The following is a 16,228-nucleotide window of genomic DNA, read 5'->3' on the forward strand; positions in this document are numbered from 1 at the left end:
AAATTATTATTGTATAATTCAAATCCCTCCTTCTTTAAGTCATATAGACTGTTATTTCCTTACTATTTCTAGTTTATTATGCAAATTAATATTTAACATTATTAAATGATAAGTATTAAATCATTTTTAGTCAATAAAACGGAACTTTATTCCACGGAGGATTTTTACTGCAGTTGATACAATTAATCTTTAAATTAATAAAAACCGCATTCTCATTTAATAAGAATGCGGTTTTCCCATCTATATTTCTTCAATTGTAAAATCGAAAAACTCTGTCTCGAATCCATTATTTTTAGAAGGACTACACGTGTAAAATCCTATTTTCACAGGCACATTACCTATATCCTCCATCAAATGAGCGATTCTTATTTGTTCCCATTGCTGATTTGTTTTCACATATATCGTATAATCACTAAGTTTTCGAATAATTCGAAAACTTAGTTGTTTCCTCGCAAACTCATTTGGATAGTCTTGCGTTGACCAATCAGAATATCCATTATTCGTTACGACAGCCCCTAGATGAGATGGACCTTCAGGAATATATTCTAAAGATGTTTTTAACCAACAGTTTTCAGAAATCATAACAAATAGACCAGCTTGATCATATGTAGAATTTGGATTCATGCGCAATTGAACTTCGGCCTGAAAATCTGTCATTATCTCATCATAAAATACATGGCCATTCATTACTTCAAAACCATAATGTGTTTTCAGCCAAAAATCTGTTTCTTCTTTCGAATGGACTATGAATGTATGATTGTCTTCAATTTTGGAATATTTAGGTGTGTTCATTACAGTAAGTTGCTCAATATGATTTGGTATATATGATGTTTTCATAATTCCTCCATAAAAAAGCGTTTGAATTACTATTTAAAACTCCGTTAAGACCGGGAATTTATAACCTTTAAAATCTAGCTCTTTATTACTTCGAACCATTAAATATTTACTAGATTGTAATTCTGTTAATTGCACATCATCAATTCCTAATTGATCTGGGTAAAAATAAAATTCAATCTCCTTAAACGATTCAGAAATTTCCTCGCATAACTCATCTAAAATTGGAAGTACCGAAGCAAATACTCCAAATAATTTTAGCTTTTCATTTTCTACTTCATAAACGATCATCGTATCTAGTTTCTTAGAATAATACAGTTTTTCATTCCATTTCGAATCATACATATTTAAATAAAAAGAAGGTTGGTAGTTTAATGTTGAAAACATATTAGAAAGCCTTTGACTATTAGCAACGGTTTCACTTATTAATTGTCTATCCTCTTCATTATAAAAATCTAACTTTCTAAGCAAAGAATCTTTATTATTTTTTTTATCGTATGGTACAGTCATCAGATATTCCTGCACAATTTGAAAACCAAATGATGTATATAGTTTCGGATTTTCAGTAAACAATAGAATGCATTCACATTGCTTATCTATTTCTTCTATTAACTTATTAAGCAATTGTGTCATAAGTCCTCGTCTACGAAAATCCGGATGTGTCATTACTGATTGAATACCCGCTGCACTTATTTTTTCACCATTAATTAAAAGCGGAAGTGAAAATGCCGCAACATTTGCAATCACATTATCATCTTGTAAAAATGATAATGCTTTGTATGTATAATCCCAATATCCTTTCGCTGAAAAATCATGCCATGTTTGACTTGTAATCCCAAACACTTCTTCAAATAAAGGAAATAACTGCTCCCTTTTCGGTTCTTCTAATAGAAGATTTGCAAAATTATCAACATTCCCCATGTTGTCCCTCCATACATCAATTCCATTAAATTAAATATACTTATATGACCTACTCCTAGAATAATAGGCCTTTCAAATCAATATAGTATCATAAAATATAAAAAATAGTCGAATTTATTTTTTCTTTTGACTATTTAAAAGCAAGTCAAATAAATTAATATTAAGATTTTTAAATATTAATAGGTTTATTATATAAAAATAGTGCTTTCTAATTAACTTTTACTAATAGAAATGCACCATTTATAAAATTATTATTCATTTATTCTTTTGCGCCTTCAAGTCGTTCCTTCGTATTAATTTCTTCTCCCTTTATACGCTTTTCAAACGTCTTTCTCCAACTAGCTGAAAGTGCATTTACTTCTAAAATTCTTTTGAGTCCTTCAAAGTTTTGTTTTTCTTTATGCATTATGCGATTAGCAAACGAAACTGACACACCTTTTGGATCAGACTTCAACAACTTTAAAGTATCAACTGGCGATATCCATCCTTCTTTTAATACTCGAAAATAAAACCCTGTATATCCTGTATCTTGAAAATATAATGGTAACTTTGGAATGTTATATTTCTTCGCTAATTTAAAACATGGTTGTCTTGGCTGCGTTATTTGTACAGTCGCTTTTCCAAATTGAAACGTGTCCCCGATACAAACATCCTCTTCACGCATTCCTCTTACTGTTATGTTTTCACCGAAAGCCCCATATACAAGTTCTTGATTCAACTCTTTTTCCCAGTACGGATAGTGGTCACCAGAATAAACACAAACCGCTTTATCTACCCCTCCATGATGAACTAAATCCGCCTGTCCATCTCCATTAAACTTTAAAAATGATAAAAAAACAGGTTCCTTTACTTGCTTTTTATTTATCCCTGTTTGAATTAACTTCCCACCATACATAACCCCTTTTGGCAGTCCTATATTTAGAGATAATACTTCATACGCTTGAGGAAAAAGAATTCTTTCGGGGAATTCGTTAAATTGTTACTTTTGTATATATAAGGAAAAAAACAGCTAACTGAATAAAGATGAGAATGTTTGGAACTACAATAAACAGGTCAAATAATAAAAAGGCAAACAAAATACACATAAATAAACCTAAATGGTAAATCTTCAGTCGGTTCTTGACAAATCGATATTTATGAAAAACAAACGTAGTTGACAAGAAATAGATAAAAGTAGATACGAAAACTAAAATTACTAAAAATAAATAATGAATATCCTGCGAAAACGCTAATTGAATAGCCGACGCAATCATGCTTAAAGACATATAAATGAATAGGTGCCCATAAATAATTGCTTGCCCAGTAGTTTCCATTTCTTTATCAACCTTTTTTTCAACATTATCGAAATATTGCCACCACATGGTAATAACAATTGTAAATGATACAAGCACAAAGCTAATTGCATCCCAACTCCCTTTTTCTGGGCGCAAAACAGCAATTAAGCTGACAATTGATTCTCCAAATAAAATAATGGTAAAAAGTCCAAATCTTTCTAATAAATGCGGGGTATTTGTCGGTGCTTTAATCAAGTATCTTCGACCGAAAATAGGGACAATGGTATCAATAAAAATCCCCAGATATAAAATAAGATATCGAACCCACGAATCAAGGAAAATAGAACATAAAGATACTGCAATTCCTATTAAAAATCCATATCCTAAATATTCAGCTGCCTTTTTACGTGAGCCATTTTCTTGCTTGCTAATCCATATATATTGCATAGATGTAAAAAATCGAATGCCAACATACCCTATAAGGAAGGAGACATAATACTGATCAAAATTCACAGATAGGCTGGCCGTCATTAAAATGATAAAAAGCATTTGCATAATCATAAACCATCGTTGAGCGACACATTCTTTACCAAACCTGTTAACGTATAAAGATTGACCTACCCATGCCCACCAAATAGGAACGAAAATTAATACAAATTTTAACAAATATTCGAATGGAATAATTCCATGTTCCAAATGGAGCAACAAATGTGTCGCTTTTGAAATAGCAGCCACAAAAATCAAATCAAAAAACAGCTCCAGCCACGTTACTTTTTTCTCTTCCATCAATGCTTTCCTCCTACAAAATTTTTATGCCTAACCTTTGATCGATACATCAAGAGAACTTATTTCCCAAAACAGAAAACATTGTAGAACAGAAATGGCTCTTCAGATTCATCATGGGGATATTGGGATAGTGATAATGGGTGTGATAGTAGTAGTGATAGTGGATGTGGCAGTTCAGGAGATGGCGGAGGCGATAGCTGCACCAGTAGGTGGTCATCTAGCTGATCGTGGATGGACTCGGCTTGCCACTGGGATAGCTCTCGCTGTTGTTATCGTTTCTTTATTACTACCACTCATGATTCAGGGTAGTTCACCCGTTGGAATAGCTGTTTTAGTAGTTGCAGCTATTCTTTTGGACATGGGAGTATCCGCAAACCTTGTGCTTAGTCAACGTTTGATTTTCTCTTTGAAGCCAGAAATTCGTAGTCGATTAAACGGGTTATTCATGGCTATTTTCTTTTTGGGTGGTGCTGTAGGATCCTCTATCGGAGGATGGGCATACGCCTCAGGTGGATGTAGTTTAGTATTATGGATAGGAATCACTTTTCCGGTCATAGCACTGCTTTATTTTGCCACAGAGAAATAGTTCTTTAATCAAACTTTAGCAGTCAGGATTCGTCTGACTGCCTATTTTTTGTATGTCCGGGCTTTAAAGATTAATTGCAATTGTTTTGAGGTTTTTGCAGCAGAACCAGATTTTTTGTCTCTATCGCTGTAAGGAGACAAAGCTCACCATTTGACACTCGCACCCCTAAAGGGGCAAGCTGACTAACGTCAGTGGGATTCTTGCTACCAAAGACGAAGTCCATTTCTGGTATCGCTGACGCGCAAGATTGCGGTGTGCCATCACCACTCTCACGACAGACCGTATAGGTGTATAGGTTCGTGAGCTACGGTACTATAACCATACCGTACAGATCGTTGCGTGTTCATATGTTTTAGCGTCTTGTTCTTGACGACACATATCATTTTACCGATAGCGTGAATTCGGCTATCGAACTCCATATGATATCTTGTTTTCAAGGAACACATAGGCGTTTTAAAGACTTGTACTTGTCTATAGTTCAATTATAAACAAAAAACAAATGTTTTTCTATGAAAAAGCGATACTTTCATCCCATGCCTAAAGGCGGACTAAAGTCCGATATGTACTTTCCCGCATCGCGAAATCTGTAAAATGTGTTCAAATTGTATCTAAACGTTATGGAGAGGCCTAGTACGTGGAATTGAAGCCATACATATGATGAAAAAAGAGTAAGTTCATCAAGGGGGAAGTCTGCCCAAAATCGAAAAGAATTCATTGATAAACTGTTTGGCATCGCAGCATACTCCGTAAGTTAGCAAGAAATTCATGACCTATGTTTTTTTGAAATCATCTTTGTACCAGAACCTTTCCGAGTAACGGTGTTTCTTTAGTACCAAACTGAAACGAGCATTAAGTTCTTTGACTTAATGCTCGTTTTTGTGATCCTATTACCATTACTATTTGGGTCCATCCTCGACCCCAAACCCTTATTAGAAAGCAAAGCAAGTACAACCAATACCCCATTTAGTTCCATCTTTTCCTATTACGGTATGAGTGTGTTGATGGAGAGGGTTACTACAACGATGTGACTTGTGATCATGGGCATCGCGAGAAAGTATATTGTGGGCTAGATTAGCCCCACCATAACCATATACTCCCGTCGGTGCCCAATCAGGTGATGCTGGCGGTAATTCAGGTGACAAATTTTTAAATTCATCATTTCCATAAACAACCTGCCCACCCATAATGGTGAGTAATGATTCAAGGTCTTTGATTTCTTCTTCTGGCACAGTAAAATAGTCAGCAGACAATACAGCAATATCAGCAAACTGACCTACTGCAAGGCTTCCCTTTTTCCCTTCATCACCAGAGAACCACGCACTTCCTTTGGAATATAGCTCCAGGGCTACTTTTCTGTCAAGTTTATTCTTTTCATCGTATATCGAAAGACCACCAATGGTTTTTCCGGCAACCATCCAGTAAAGAGCAACCCAAGGGTTATAGCTAGAAACTCTGGTTGCATCACTACCGGCGCCAACAGGTATACCCAGGTCTAGCATACGATAAATCGGAGGAGTACGCTTTGCCGCTTCCTTTCCGTATAGATCAACAAAGTATTCACCTTGGAAAGCCATGCGGTCTTGTATGGCAATACCTCCATTTAAAGCCTTAACACGTTCCATACTACGATCTGAGATTGTTTCTGCATGGTCAAACCACCACCGTAGACCATTAAAAGGAATTTCTCTGTTGACTTCCTCAAAAACATCTAAGAAACGTGTTATTGACTCGTCATAAGTTGCATGTAAACGGAATGGCCAACGGTTTTCCACCAATAGAGAAATTACTTTCTTTAAGTCAGCTTCCATCATCGTAGTTAGTTCGGGCCGCGGCATTTGAAATTTTTCAAAATCGGCTGCCGAGAATACTAACATTTCTCCGGCACCATTCATTTTATACTTATCATTCCCTTGACCCGGAGAAACAATTTTGGCCCATGAAGCAAAGTCTTCATATTCATGATTTGGATTTTGCGTAAATAGATTATACGCTATACGCAAAGTTAATTGATCCTTCTCGGCTAAATGTTCAACAACTTTGTAATCATCAGGATAATTTTGGAATCCACCACCTGCATCAATGGCGCTTGTGATACCTAATCTATTTAATTCGCGCATAAAATGGCGAGTTGAGTTAATCTGGTCGTCAAAATTAAGTTTTGGTGCTCTACCCAAACTTGAATAAAGAAGAGCAGCGTCAGGATAGGCAAGTAAAAGACCCGTTGGATTACCTCGTTTATCCCGCTCAATTAAACTGCTCGGAGGGTCTGGGGTATCTTTTGTGTATCCCAGTGCGCGCAGCCCTGCACGATTTACAAGTGCTCTATCGTATAGATGTAGCACAAAGACAGGCGTGTCTTCAGAAACAGCATTAATCTCTTCCAAAGTTGGCATCCGTCTTTCTTTAAATTGAAATTCAGACCAACCTCCAACTACTCTCACCCACTGAGGGGCAGGTGTACGCCTTGCCTGCTCTCTAAGCATTTCCAGAGCAATAGCAAGTGATGGCACACCTTCCCAACGCAATTCCATATTATAATGAAGACCGCCACGAATAACGTGTATATGAGAGTCATTCAAGCCCGGAATAGCTCTCTTTCTTTTAAGGTCTATTTTTTTGGTTTTTTCTGTAGCACTATTAAGAAGCTCATCTCCACCTACGGCAGTGACTAAACCATCAGTTATGGCGATAGCCGATACCTCAGGTTGAGATGGGTCAAGGGTAGTGATTTTTCCGTTATATAAGATCATATCCGGTAGATTCATGTTCACACCTCGTCTACTTCCTATTATTTTGTAACCAGGGATGAAATATTTTAGCGAGAATCGGCATTACTACCCATGATAGCAAGGACACTATACATGCAGCCACACAAAAAGCTGACAAAATGGTATTCATGTTTATTATAATAGGCCCTAACAACATAGGAACCAAAATGCTAAGAGGCCATACACCAAGAAGGGTAACAATAGACATTTTCCATGTTGGCGGTGGAACTGGCGTTTTCGGAGTAACAAACCAATACGCCAAACTGCTTTCAGTTTTGTAAGTTGGATTAATAGCTTGAAATCGTTCTGCCTTTTTTAACAAATCTCGACGAATATCTGATTCTTGCCAAGCACGTAGATGCTCATACGTATCAAAGCGAAATACAACAGTATACTCTCTGGATCCGTTATTGGGGACTATTAGATTTACGCCCAAATGCCCAGGAAATTTAGTAGCGACAGCTTCGATTTCATGTCTCCACGCTTCAAACTGTTTTTCTCTATCCTCTTGAATTTCCCATGTAACAATCGTTGTTACTGGTCCGCCAACATCCATCGTGTTCCCTGTATGAGCTACTCCTTCTTGTTTCACTTTTTTCTGCTTGCAAGCGCACCATGTACCATAGTATATGCGTATTCCACGCCTTGACCATAAGCGCCCGTGTGCTCTTTCACAATTTCCATAACATCATCATAAGTGTCTTTGCGTGCCCAGTCACGTTGGTATTCAAGTAAAACTTGAAGTGCTGTCAATGGAATTGCCCCAGCTTGTTCTACACGACGCATAGCAGCGTTATGCGCTGTCAAACTAGTACCACCTGAAGCATCTTCAACTGCGTAACATTCATAGCCAGCTTTAATTGCTTCAAGCACAGGGAATGCAAGGCAAACTTCGGTCCAAAGTGCTGCAAATATCAATTTCTTTCTACCTGTTGCTTTAACTGCCTCAACAAATTTTGAATCTTCCCAAGAGTTCATTGAACTACGTTCTATAAGGTCATGGTTTGGGAATATGTCAAGAATTTGTGGCCAAAAATAACCAGAAAAGCTGCGTGTTTCAACTGTAGTAAGAATAGTAGGTACGTTAAAAATTTTTGCTGATTTAGCAAGCAATATAACGTTATTAAACAATGTTTGTCTGTCAATGCTTGCAACTCCAAAAGTCATTTGAGGCTGAAAATCGATCAAAATTACTGCACTGTTCTCCGGTGTTAACAATTCTAAATTACTCATAATAAAACACTCCTTTTTTAATTTTGTTTCAAACTTAATAGTTTTTTGGAACAAAATTGTTCTTAAAGTAATTATTTATACATTAGAAATCCAATAAATTTGAAGAACAGTAGTTTAAAAACCTAAATGAATTCAGAGATATTATTGAATCATGGCGAATTGAGTACACTACCGTTCGTCTACATAGCTCTTTTAGTGTTATTTTACTTGGCTAAAATCTCTTTGAGCTCCCCTATAGCTTCCAATGATATTTTGATAACCGGGAAGATTGTTAGAAAGTAAGGCTCCAAAGCCTTCCACGTCATTTCGCCAGTCACGTTGTAATTCTGCTGCAATGCTAAACCAGTTCATTAATTGGACCCCTCCATGAGCCATACGTATAAGGGCAGAATCTGCAACTTGTTTACTGAAAGTTCCTGATGCATCGGTTACAACGAACACCTCATATCCCGCGTTTACAGCCGATAGTGCCGGGAACGCAACACAAACATCAGTAACAACTCCTGCGATAATTAATTGTTTTTTACCTGTCGCTTCAATGGCTTTAACAAACTCTTCATTGTCCCATGCATTAATTTGTCCAGGCCGAGCTATTTTGGGCGCATCAGGAAAGAGCTCGACCAATTCTTGCATTAACGGGCCATTAGGTCCATTTTCAAAGCTTGTCGTTAAAATAACTGGTAAATCAAAAAACTTAGCGGTGTTAGCAAGAGCCAAAACATTGTTCTTGAATTCATCAACACTATAGTCACGCACCAAGCCGGAAATAAGACCAGTTTGATGATCCACTAGAAGAACAGCTGCATCATTTTTATTAAGACGAGAATAAAGATCAGACATTTTATAATCCCCCTTTAATTAATATAATCGAAGAAAGTTTATATATCGGTAAATTCACCTTAAACTCCTTCATTTATAACCACAATATCCTTATTGTATATTGTTTTCTGTTAATTTAGAATATTAATGACATTATTAACGATTATATCTATATTGAGAAATTTATTGGAAAATTAATTATAAATATTTAAAAAACGAAAGTAAACTTTTACATATTAGTTTACTTTCAATACACTTGTTAACTAAATATTTTTCAGCAAAATAAATTGATTTTTTTCTATCCCTCGTGAATTTCTTTAATACTTTTTCCTTCTAAAAACGCATGTCCCGTTTTAATTTTTTCTACTGTTTCAAATCCATACTTTTCATACACTTTTTCTACTTTTTCGTTAATTGGGATCACCCAAAGATTATCTAGTCCTCTATTCATTACTTCACTTTGAATAAAGTGAATAAGTTCACCTATTAACCCTTTACCTCTAAACTTTTCAATTGTAGCTACACTTTCCATTCGGGCTTGTTTTTCATGTTCAAAAATACAAGCGATGGCACATGCTACTCCATTGTATCTAAGTAGATAGTGAGTGAATGCTGGATGTTGGAATTCATCTTGAAAAACTTTTTTTCTAACTTCGCCCCCTAACTCTTTTATACTACATTCAATATCTAAAGCTTCATCAAAATTTAACTCAGATACCTTTTCAATAGTAACTTTTTCATTTTTATCTTTTTTAGTTAATTTCTTGTTCCATAATTGGACTGGACTTATTAATTCTTCAAATCCAAAATTCTTTATTTGTAATTCAGAAATCAGTTTTTCTTGCATATCTAAGTTGTATATATAAAATCTAGGTACTATATTTTTAGTTTTATAAAAATGCACTACTTCATCTACTATCATTTGTGGATTTAAACTTATTACACTTACATGTGCATGATTTGCATCATAATAATATGGGTTACTTTCATTACAAAATATAGACTCCCATGATTTCTCTATTCGGCTAGTAAAGGTTTCAAGATATGCAAAATCAAGCTCAAGAACATTTTTTAAACTAGTCATATGATATTCCCTCTTCTCTATTTATTTCTTCAATATCTTCTTTACTTTATTATACATTCAAATATTTTAATTTTCAGTTTTTTTGATTAAAATATTTCCAAGAAAAAATGAATGTAAACTTTCAACTATTAGTTTACATTCAAATCCCTTTGAATATTGAATTTCCGATGTTTTTCCGTATTTCGAAGAAAACACCAACAAAAGTATACATTCAAATCGTTAGCTTTATTGATCTTATGAAATGATGCTTATTTCCGTTCGTTGTGTTCGTTTGTTTTGTTAGCACAGATTTAATTTATCAATTCTATTAAATATGTATATTTAACTATTACGTATTTAAAACGAATTCATATACTCTAGTAGACTACTAGAAGGGAGGCGTATACATGACAAGCTGTATTCTATTCATAAATGGCCAACCTTTTGTAGTTCCCTCAGTAGCTGGAATCAAAATTGCTAGACTTGAGATTTCTCTTGAAATAGCATTGACTTTAATAGCATTAGGAATTCCAATTTCTTCTTAATTAACCGATTCCGATTCCAAAAGAGGGCTTCTGCTCTCTTTTTTTATTTATCCTTATCTTCCCTTAACAAATAAGACCAAAAAATTCTTGAACAAAAAAAAGTGCTTTTCCCCAAAGCACTCTTCCAAAGGGATTTACCAATCCCAACGGTCATCGCGATCGAAGTCACGATCACGGTTACGTCTGCGACGACATTCATCACAATCGCAGTCACGATCACGTCTACAACGACGATCATCAAAATCGAAGTCACAGTCACGGTCACGTCTGCGACGACATTCATCACAATCGCAGTCACGGTCACGTCTACAACGACGATCATCAAAATCTCTGAAGTTCTCAAAACGACAATCATCTCTCATGAATATAAGTTCCCCCCTCATATTAAATAGAATTTATTATATTCTATGTTTAAAAGTAGAAAACAGCTTGTTTACTAGTCTATCTTCTTTCTCTATTTTCATTAACAACAAACAAGGCGTCACCCAGATCAAGGCAGCACCTACGATAATTGCTATTGGGGGTTACCATACATGCCCATCAAGTTAACATAACCCCACTTATCAGTAGTTCATATATCTAGAAATCTAGAAAAGGTCGCTTCAGATTTTCTGAAGTGACTTTTCGTTCACATAATCAGTATTATCAGTAGTTAGTCTGCCTAATTTCAAATGAGAATAAGCTCTTTTATTTTCTTTAAGCATAACATGTAAAAGAATATAAAATATTTATAAAAAGTAGGTGCAAACATGACATTAGATTCTCACCGTATTATAGGTTTCCCTGGAATGGGTATGGGCGGTTTCCCTAGAATTGATATACCAGCTATCTATAACCTTGATTTTTAATACCTTATATTTGAATGTAGATGACAATAGATAAGATTAACCCTCGCATCACCTGTTAGAGTCATCTTACCTATTGCCATCTATTAACTTGTACCAACTTTTTTACATAACATCACTTATTGGGGTAGTAACAGGGTTGCTGTCATAGACCGCAAAGTATAATCCAATAAAATTATAAAAAGTTTATGGTAATCATTTTGGCAATTATTTTTAGTAAGATTGTATGCCATTGATATCAAAAACTTTAATTAAGATTAAATTAGTTACAAAAATTATGGTTTTTGGTAACCAATTCACTTATTTTATATGATTTGAAGAGTTTACTTTGCGGTTCATAGCAACAACCTTGTCATTACCCCCTATTGAGGGAAATAATCCTTCTGATGTATCGAAGTATATTGCAGTTATAGGCTCTATAACTTGGAATGATTACGATCTTTGGTGGGCATCAATGGTTACCATGAGAATAAATTTTAACTACGATTACTATTTAACTTCTAGTGGTCAGAAAAGATTTACAGGAGCTTCAAAAATTAATTCATTTCACCTAAATCATTGACTTCACACCAATTCTCCTGATATCTTCAAAATTATCAAGAAAAGTATACATTCAAAACACTATAAACAAAGAGATCAAAACCATATCTTATTGATGTCCAACAACATTATATAAATTAATAAACATATCTACTTTTAAAAACAAAATAAGATAAAAGTCCTCTTCTCTTATCTTATTTTATTTTTAAAAGGCATTAAGAAATTCGTTGAACACTAATAACATCTAGCCTTGTCACATTGAAGTTTGCATTATTATCAACCCAAATAAGAAATCCATCTTCTACACGAATAAAAACTCCTGTTCCATCAACCTGATCTCCACCTGAAAAGACTCTGATTTTATCACCTTCTCTAAAACCATTTAATCCTCTTCTTCCTAAATCACCCAATCTCCCCCCTTCAAAATTTCTATTTTTTTTATTCGTCTTCGTCTATTACATTCATCACATTCACATCTATCCTCAAAAGACATCTAACATAACCCCATTTCCGATAAATTTATTTACACCATATTCTATGAAATTCATAAATTAATTGATTAGGCTTTCTTCCTCTATTAAATGTCTAGTTTATTAATTTATTAAAAATAAAATATATTAATTATGATAATTGTACAAGCTATTTTTTAGTACTTACATAAGCTATCAATAGGATGATAAACATCCCAACATAACCCTTTTCCGGGTTCTGGTGCAAAAATAAAATAAAAGAGAATAAAGCACATATATCCCTAACGGAATCGTATCTTATGGTGCAAGTCCAAACAATTGATGGATGAATTCTTTCTGATTTTGGACAGACTGGTCCCGTAAATCAAGCTGTTCTTTTTTAATCATATGCATGGCTTCTACCCCAGAAAGAATGGATGTAGCTGTGTCAAAATATTTGAGCCCTAGCATAGAACGGATTCGCTTCTTTATAAAGCGATGATCTTGTTCTACTATGTTATTCAAGTACTTTTGTTGTCTAAGTTGCATACCATCAGGTATGCTTTTTTCTTTTTTTAACTGTTCAATCGCTATAGGATAAGCTGGGTTCTTATCGACAGTTATAACACGCGGCTTTGAAACATGAAAAGACCGCAAAGCTTTCTTGAAAAAGCGCTTTACAGCCTTTTGGTCTCTTGTTTTGTTTAGGAAAAAATCAATTGTGTTTCCTTTCGAATCAACAACACGATACAAATACATCCATTGACCTTTTACTTTGATATATGTTTCATCGACTCTCCAAGAGTCATTTGTTTGTTTGAGGTGACGACGAATTCGTTTGTCCAATTCAGGACCATACTGATGAACCCAACGCATAATCGTTGTATGAGAAATGGATAAACCCAGTTCTTCTAGCATTTCCACCAAATCACGAAAACTGAGGTTGTACCGTAGGTACCATCTTACCGTTAACAAAATAATATCAGGCTGATAATGCTTCCATTTGAATACATTTTCCTTTTCCATACCAATCACGCACTCTTTCTAAAGTAATAGTAACAGTATATCCAAGATTTATAGATTCATTGCAATTGTCCTTAAGTTTTTGCACCAGAACCCTTGATATTAATGCGGAAAGATCCTTATATAATCTCGATATATTGCATTATTTTCTAATTCTAAAACAGTTTAGTTATTGAACTTTACTTGATTAAATTTGGTAATAAATGCTTTTAATTTCCATTTATAAATTGACTATGTATCTATTTAAGAGTAAAATCATTTATGGATAATCATTATCCATAAATGATCATGTTTTAAGGAAGGTTAACTTATGCGAATAAAATCTGGAATGGAACAAGCTGTTTATACTTTACTTTTATTAACAAGGGTGCCTGACCGTACTACTCTAACTTCAGAAGCAATCAGTGAGCGTTTAGATGTATCCCCATCCTATTTGAAAAAATTGATGAGATCGCTGGTACAGGCAGGGTTAGTAGAATCAATAACAGGGACGAAAGGAGGATTTTCATTAGCAAGATCTCCAAAAGAGATTAATTTGTATGATATTTTCCAAGCAGTCGAAGGAAGAGGTTCTTTTTATCAGGGAAAAGGCATGGATATAGCTGTCTTTGATTCGAAAAAATCCCATCTCCAGGAAGACTGTGTTTTAGCAAGGGTTATGAAAAAAGTAGAAGATAAGTGGGCTCAAGCAATGAGTGAAGAAACCTTAGCAACATTAATGGAACAAATCGAAGGATTTTATGATGTAGAAATAGTGGACAAGTGGATTCGAGAGAAAACTTTAATGAATTAAAGTTTTCATAAAACCGAATCGTAACTTTATTTTTAGGAATCTATCGTAGTTTTTTCTTAAAAACTCGTGAGTTGTGATGCAATCCAAACGAAGTGAGAATCGCCCCCCTAATAAATTAATCTTTATAAATATACAAATTGTTGTCTTAACTTCACAATTTGTATATTTATTACTGTTTTATAGTGTAAAGATCTTAAATTTTAATTCACCTCGTGAAATAAAATTTTTATAAACCTAAGAAAGCAACTGAATGGAGGTTTTGGTTAGAAATGAAATTACAGCGTACTGATGATATAAACCTGGAAGCATCCGAAATTCAAACACAATCTTCTACTGGTATTTGGAAACTTGTTGTCCTAGCAATGGGGTTTGTAATGGCAACACTTGATACTACAGTGGTAAATGTCGCAATTGCAGATATTCAAAACTCCCTTGAAATTAGTTTTACTGGAATCACCTGGGTTGTTGATGGCTATATTTTGACATTTGCCTCTTTTTTACTTGCGGGAGGTTCACTAGCCAATCGCTATGGTGCAAAAAATATTTACATACTTGGTTTATGTTTCTTTGTACTTGCATCACTATTATGTGCTGTGGCACAGACTGCCGATGTTCTTATAGCAGCCCGTCTTCTTCAAGGTGCTGGAGCAGCTTTATTTATGCCAAGTTCTCTTAGTCTACTTGCACTTTCTTATACAGATGAGAAACAAAGAGCCAAAATGTTTGGTATCTGGGCAGCCATAGTCTCTACATCTGCAGGCTTAGGTCCTTTTGTTGGTGGGGTACTAGTAGATATGACTGGATGGCAAAGTATCTTTATTATTAATCTCCCTATCGGTATGATTAGCCTCTTTTTTACTTACCGAATCATCGCTCAGTCACCTCGTGTACAGGGTAAATTAAATTTTACTAGTCATGGTTTAGGTATTATCACATTAGCATGTTTTTGTTTTACCCTAATTGAAGGTCCTTCAATGGGTTGGTTCTCTCTTCCAATTGTTAGTTCAACCAGTATAGCGGTTTTGAGTGCAATCCTTTTTATTGCAAGAGAACGGAAAACAGAAAATCAAATTATTCCAAGTCAATTATTTAGGGATTCTCGTTTTTCTGCCGCAAATATGGTAGGCTTTTTACTCAATTTTTCTCTTTTTGGTGGAGTCTTCATGCTGAGTCTATTTTTGCAAGAAGCTCGTGGTGCAAGTCCTTTTATGGCCGGATTACAGTTATTGCCTATGATGGCGGTCTTTGTGGTGGGCAACCTTCTGTTTGCTAAAGTAGCTACCCGTCTAGGTTCAAGACTACCTATGCTCTTGGCTCTATTTACAGCCGGACTTGGATCATTGTTGTTAGTAATTTTCATTTCTCCATCTATGCCATATTGGTTATTAGCAATTATTTTCTCAATAATCAATTTAGGAGTAGGTGTCACGGTTCCTGCAATGACTGCAATCGTTATGCAAGCAGCAGGACCATCCCATGCAAATATGGCTGGGGCAACCTTGAATGCAAATCGACAAATTGGTGCTTTGGTTGGTGTGGCAGTTATGGGTGTTGTCATTCATTTATCAGAAGGCTGGTATAATAGTGCAAGCAATACATTCATAACTATGACTATTGCTTATTTAACAGCATCACTTTTAGTATGGCGGTTCATTCGAACAGAAACTAAAACATAATTCAATAACAGTATTAAACCATTTCTTAAATATTTATATTATAGGTGCTAACCTAATGCTCATCAAATCAAGA

14 protein-coding genes and 2 pseudogenes are annotated in these 16,228 nt (G+C 35.0%); 4 read left to right on the top strand and 12 right to left on the bottom strand.

Annotation, left to right across the window (positions count from 1 at the left end):
* Positions 1 to 240: 240 nt before the first annotated feature.
* From ACTFQM_RS03315 to ACTFQM_RS03330, 4 genes are all read right to left on the bottom strand, one after another.
* Positions 241 to 837, bottom strand: coding sequence for a DUF1349 domain-containing protein (locus ACTFQM_RS03315; RefSeq protein ID WP_440033434.1), 597 nt, complete (start codon positions 835 to 837; stop codon positions 241 to 243).
* A gap of 33 nt (positions 838 to 870) precedes the next feature.
* On the bottom strand, positions 871 to 1,755 hold the full coding sequence (locus ACTFQM_RS03320; RefSeq protein WP_440033435.1) for a GNAT family N-acetyltransferase: 885 nt from the start codon (positions 1,753 to 1,755) through the stop codon (positions 871 to 873).
* Positions 1,756 to 2,014: 259 nt separating this feature from the next.
* Positions 2,015 to 2,650, bottom strand: coding sequence for an MOSC domain-containing protein (locus ACTFQM_RS03325; protein ID WP_440033436.1), 636 nt, complete (start codon positions 2,648 to 2,650; stop codon positions 2,015 to 2,017).
* A 76-nt stretch (positions 2,651 to 2,726) separates the two neighbouring features.
* Positions 2,727 to 3,815 (bottom strand): low temperature requirement protein A, encoded by a 1,089-nt coding sequence (locus tag ACTFQM_RS03330; protein WP_440033437.1) that lies wholly within the window; start codon positions 3,813 to 3,815, stop codon positions 2,727 to 2,729.
* Between the two features lie 190 nt (positions 3,816 to 4,005).
* On the opposite strand from ACTFQM_RS03330, the pseudogene ACTFQM_RS03335 reads away from it, so the two are divergent.
* Positions 4,006 to 4,401: pseudogene (locus ACTFQM_RS03335) on the top strand (MFS transporter); the annotation flags it as partial.
* Between the two features lie 929 nt (positions 4,402 to 5,330).
* Here ACTFQM_RS03335 and ACTFQM_RS03340 read toward each other — a convergent pair.
* The 5 genes from ACTFQM_RS03340 to ACTFQM_RS03360 all read right to left on the bottom strand — a co-directional run bounded on the left by ACTFQM_RS03340 (position 5,331) and on the right by ACTFQM_RS03360 (position 10,305).
* Entirely contained in the window at positions 5,331 to 7,166 is a 1,836-nt protein-coding gene (locus ACTFQM_RS03340; protein ID WP_440033438.1) for an amidohydrolase, read from the bottom strand.
* 13 nt (positions 7,167 to 7,179) lie between these two features.
* Positions 7,180 to 7,761: an antibiotic biosynthesis monooxygenase gene (locus ACTFQM_RS03345; protein ID WP_440033439.1), complete on the bottom strand. Its 582-nt coding sequence runs from the start codon at positions 7,759 to 7,761 to the stop codon at positions 7,180 to 7,182.
* Positions 7,758 to 8,402 (bottom strand): hydrolase, encoded by a 645-nt coding sequence (locus tag ACTFQM_RS03350; RefSeq protein WP_440033440.1) that lies wholly within the window; start codon positions 8,400 to 8,402, stop codon positions 7,758 to 7,760. Before ACTFQM_RS03350 ends, ACTFQM_RS03345 begins: the two co-directional genes overlap by 4 nt.
* 198 nt (positions 8,403 to 8,600) lie before the next feature.
* Entirely contained in the window at positions 8,601 to 9,242 is a 642-nt protein-coding gene (gene ycaC / locus ACTFQM_RS03355) for an isochorismate family cysteine hydrolase YcaC (RefSeq protein WP_440033441.1), read from the bottom strand.
* Positions 9,243 to 9,519: 277 nt separating this feature from the next.
* A complete protein-coding gene (locus ACTFQM_RS03360) occupies positions 9,520 to 10,305 on the bottom strand; it encodes a GNAT family N-acetyltransferase (RefSeq protein WP_440033442.1) in 786 nt (261 codons plus the stop codon).
* A 386-nt stretch (positions 10,306 to 10,691) separates the two neighbouring features.
* On the opposite strand from ACTFQM_RS03360, the gene ACTFQM_RS03365 reads away from it, so the two are divergent.
* The gene (locus ACTFQM_RS03365) at positions 10,692 to 10,829 is read left to right on the top strand and encodes a DUF3956 family protein (protein WP_440033443.1); all 138 of its coding nucleotides are present in this window, start codon (positions 10,692 to 10,694) and stop codon (positions 10,827 to 10,829) included.
* A gap of 134 nt (positions 10,830 to 10,963) precedes the next feature.
* Here the strand turns inward: ACTFQM_RS03365 and ACTFQM_RS03370 are convergent, their stop codons facing one another.
* The 3 genes and pseudogenes from ACTFQM_RS03370 to ACTFQM_RS03380 form a co-directional block, all read right to left on the bottom strand.
* Positions 10,964 to 11,191 (bottom strand): hypothetical protein, encoded by a 228-nt coding sequence (locus ACTFQM_RS03370; protein WP_440033444.1) that lies wholly within the window; start codon positions 11,189 to 11,191, stop codon positions 10,964 to 10,966.
* A gap of 1,238 nt (positions 11,192 to 12,429) precedes the next feature.
* A pseudogene (locus ACTFQM_RS03375) lies at positions 12,430 to 12,707 on the bottom strand (hypothetical protein).
* 274 nt (positions 12,708 to 12,981) lie between these two features.
* Positions 12,982 to 13,689, bottom strand: coding sequence for an IS6 family transposase (locus tag ACTFQM_RS03380; protein ID WP_440033445.1), 708 nt, complete (start codon positions 13,687 to 13,689; stop codon positions 12,982 to 12,984).
* A gap of 307 nt (positions 13,690 to 13,996) precedes the next feature.
* On the opposite strand from ACTFQM_RS03380, the gene ACTFQM_RS03385 reads away from it, so the two are divergent.
* Both ACTFQM_RS03385 and ACTFQM_RS03390 read left to right on the top strand, forming a co-directional pair.
* Positions 13,997 to 14,479, top strand: coding sequence for an Rrf2 family transcriptional regulator (locus ACTFQM_RS03385; RefSeq protein WP_098481615.1), 483 nt, complete (start codon positions 13,997 to 13,999; stop codon positions 14,477 to 14,479).
* A gap of 269 nt (positions 14,480 to 14,748) precedes the next feature.
* A complete protein-coding gene (locus ACTFQM_RS03390; protein WP_440033446.1) occupies positions 14,749 to 16,155 on the top strand; it encodes an MFS transporter in 1,407 nt (468 codons plus the stop codon).
* The last annotated feature ends 73 nt before the right edge of the window (positions 16,156 to 16,228 follow it).

It is taken from the genome of Bacillus cereus group sp. MYBK30-2 (assembly GCF_051915945.1).
Taxonomy (GTDB): Bacteria; Bacillota; Bacilli; order Bacillales; family Bacillaceae_G; genus Bacillus_A; species Bacillus_A paramycoides.

Excerpts from the sequence above, each read along its gene's own strand:
- ACTFQM_RS03315 (WP_440033434.1), bottom strand. The coding sequence starts at position 837 with ATGAAAACATCATATATACCAAATCATATTGAGCAACTTACTGTAATG.
- ACTFQM_RS03320 (WP_440033435.1), bottom strand. The coding sequence starts at position 1,755 with ATGGGGAATGTTGATAATTTTGCAAATCTTCTATTAGAAGAACCGAAA.
- ACTFQM_RS03325 (WP_440033436.1), bottom strand. The coding sequence starts at position 2,650 with ATGTATGGTGGGAAGTTAATTCAAACAGGGATAAATAAAAAGCAAGTA.
- ACTFQM_RS03330 (WP_440033437.1), bottom strand. The coding sequence starts at position 3,815 with ATGGAAGAGAAAAAAGTAACGTGGCTGGAGCTGTTTTTTGATTTGATT.
- ACTFQM_RS03340 (WP_440033438.1), bottom strand. The coding sequence starts at position 7,166 with ATGAATCTACCGGATATGATCTTATATAACGGAAAAATCACTACCCTT.
- ACTFQM_RS03350 (WP_440033440.1), bottom strand. The coding sequence starts at position 8,402 with ATGAGTAATTTAGAATTGTTAACACCGGAGAACAGTGCAGTAATTTTG.
- ycaC (WP_440033441.1), bottom strand. The coding sequence starts at position 9,242 with ATGTCTGATCTTTATTCTCGTCTTAATAAAAATGATGCAGCTGTTCTT.
- ACTFQM_RS03360 (WP_440033442.1), bottom strand. The coding sequence starts at position 10,305 with ATGACTAGTTTAAAAAATGTTCTTGAGCTTGATTTTGCATATCTTGAA.
- ACTFQM_RS03365 (WP_440033443.1), top strand. The coding sequence starts at position 10,692 with ATGACAAGCTGTATTCTATTCATAAATGGCCAACCTTTTGTAGTTCCC.
- ACTFQM_RS03370 (WP_440033444.1), bottom strand. The coding sequence starts at position 11,191 with ATGAGAGATGATTGTCGTTTTGAGAACTTCAGAGATTTTGATGATCGT.
- ACTFQM_RS03380 (WP_440033445.1), bottom strand. The coding sequence starts at position 13,689 with ATGGAAAAGGAAAATGTATTCAAATGGAAGCATTATCAGCCTGATATT.
- ACTFQM_RS03385 (WP_098481615.1), top strand. The coding sequence starts at position 13,997 with ATGCGAATAAAATCTGGAATGGAACAAGCTGTTTATACTTTACTTTTA.
- ACTFQM_RS03390 (WP_440033446.1), top strand. The coding sequence starts at position 14,749 with ATGAAATTACAGCGTACTGATGATATAAACCTGGAAGCATCCGAAATT.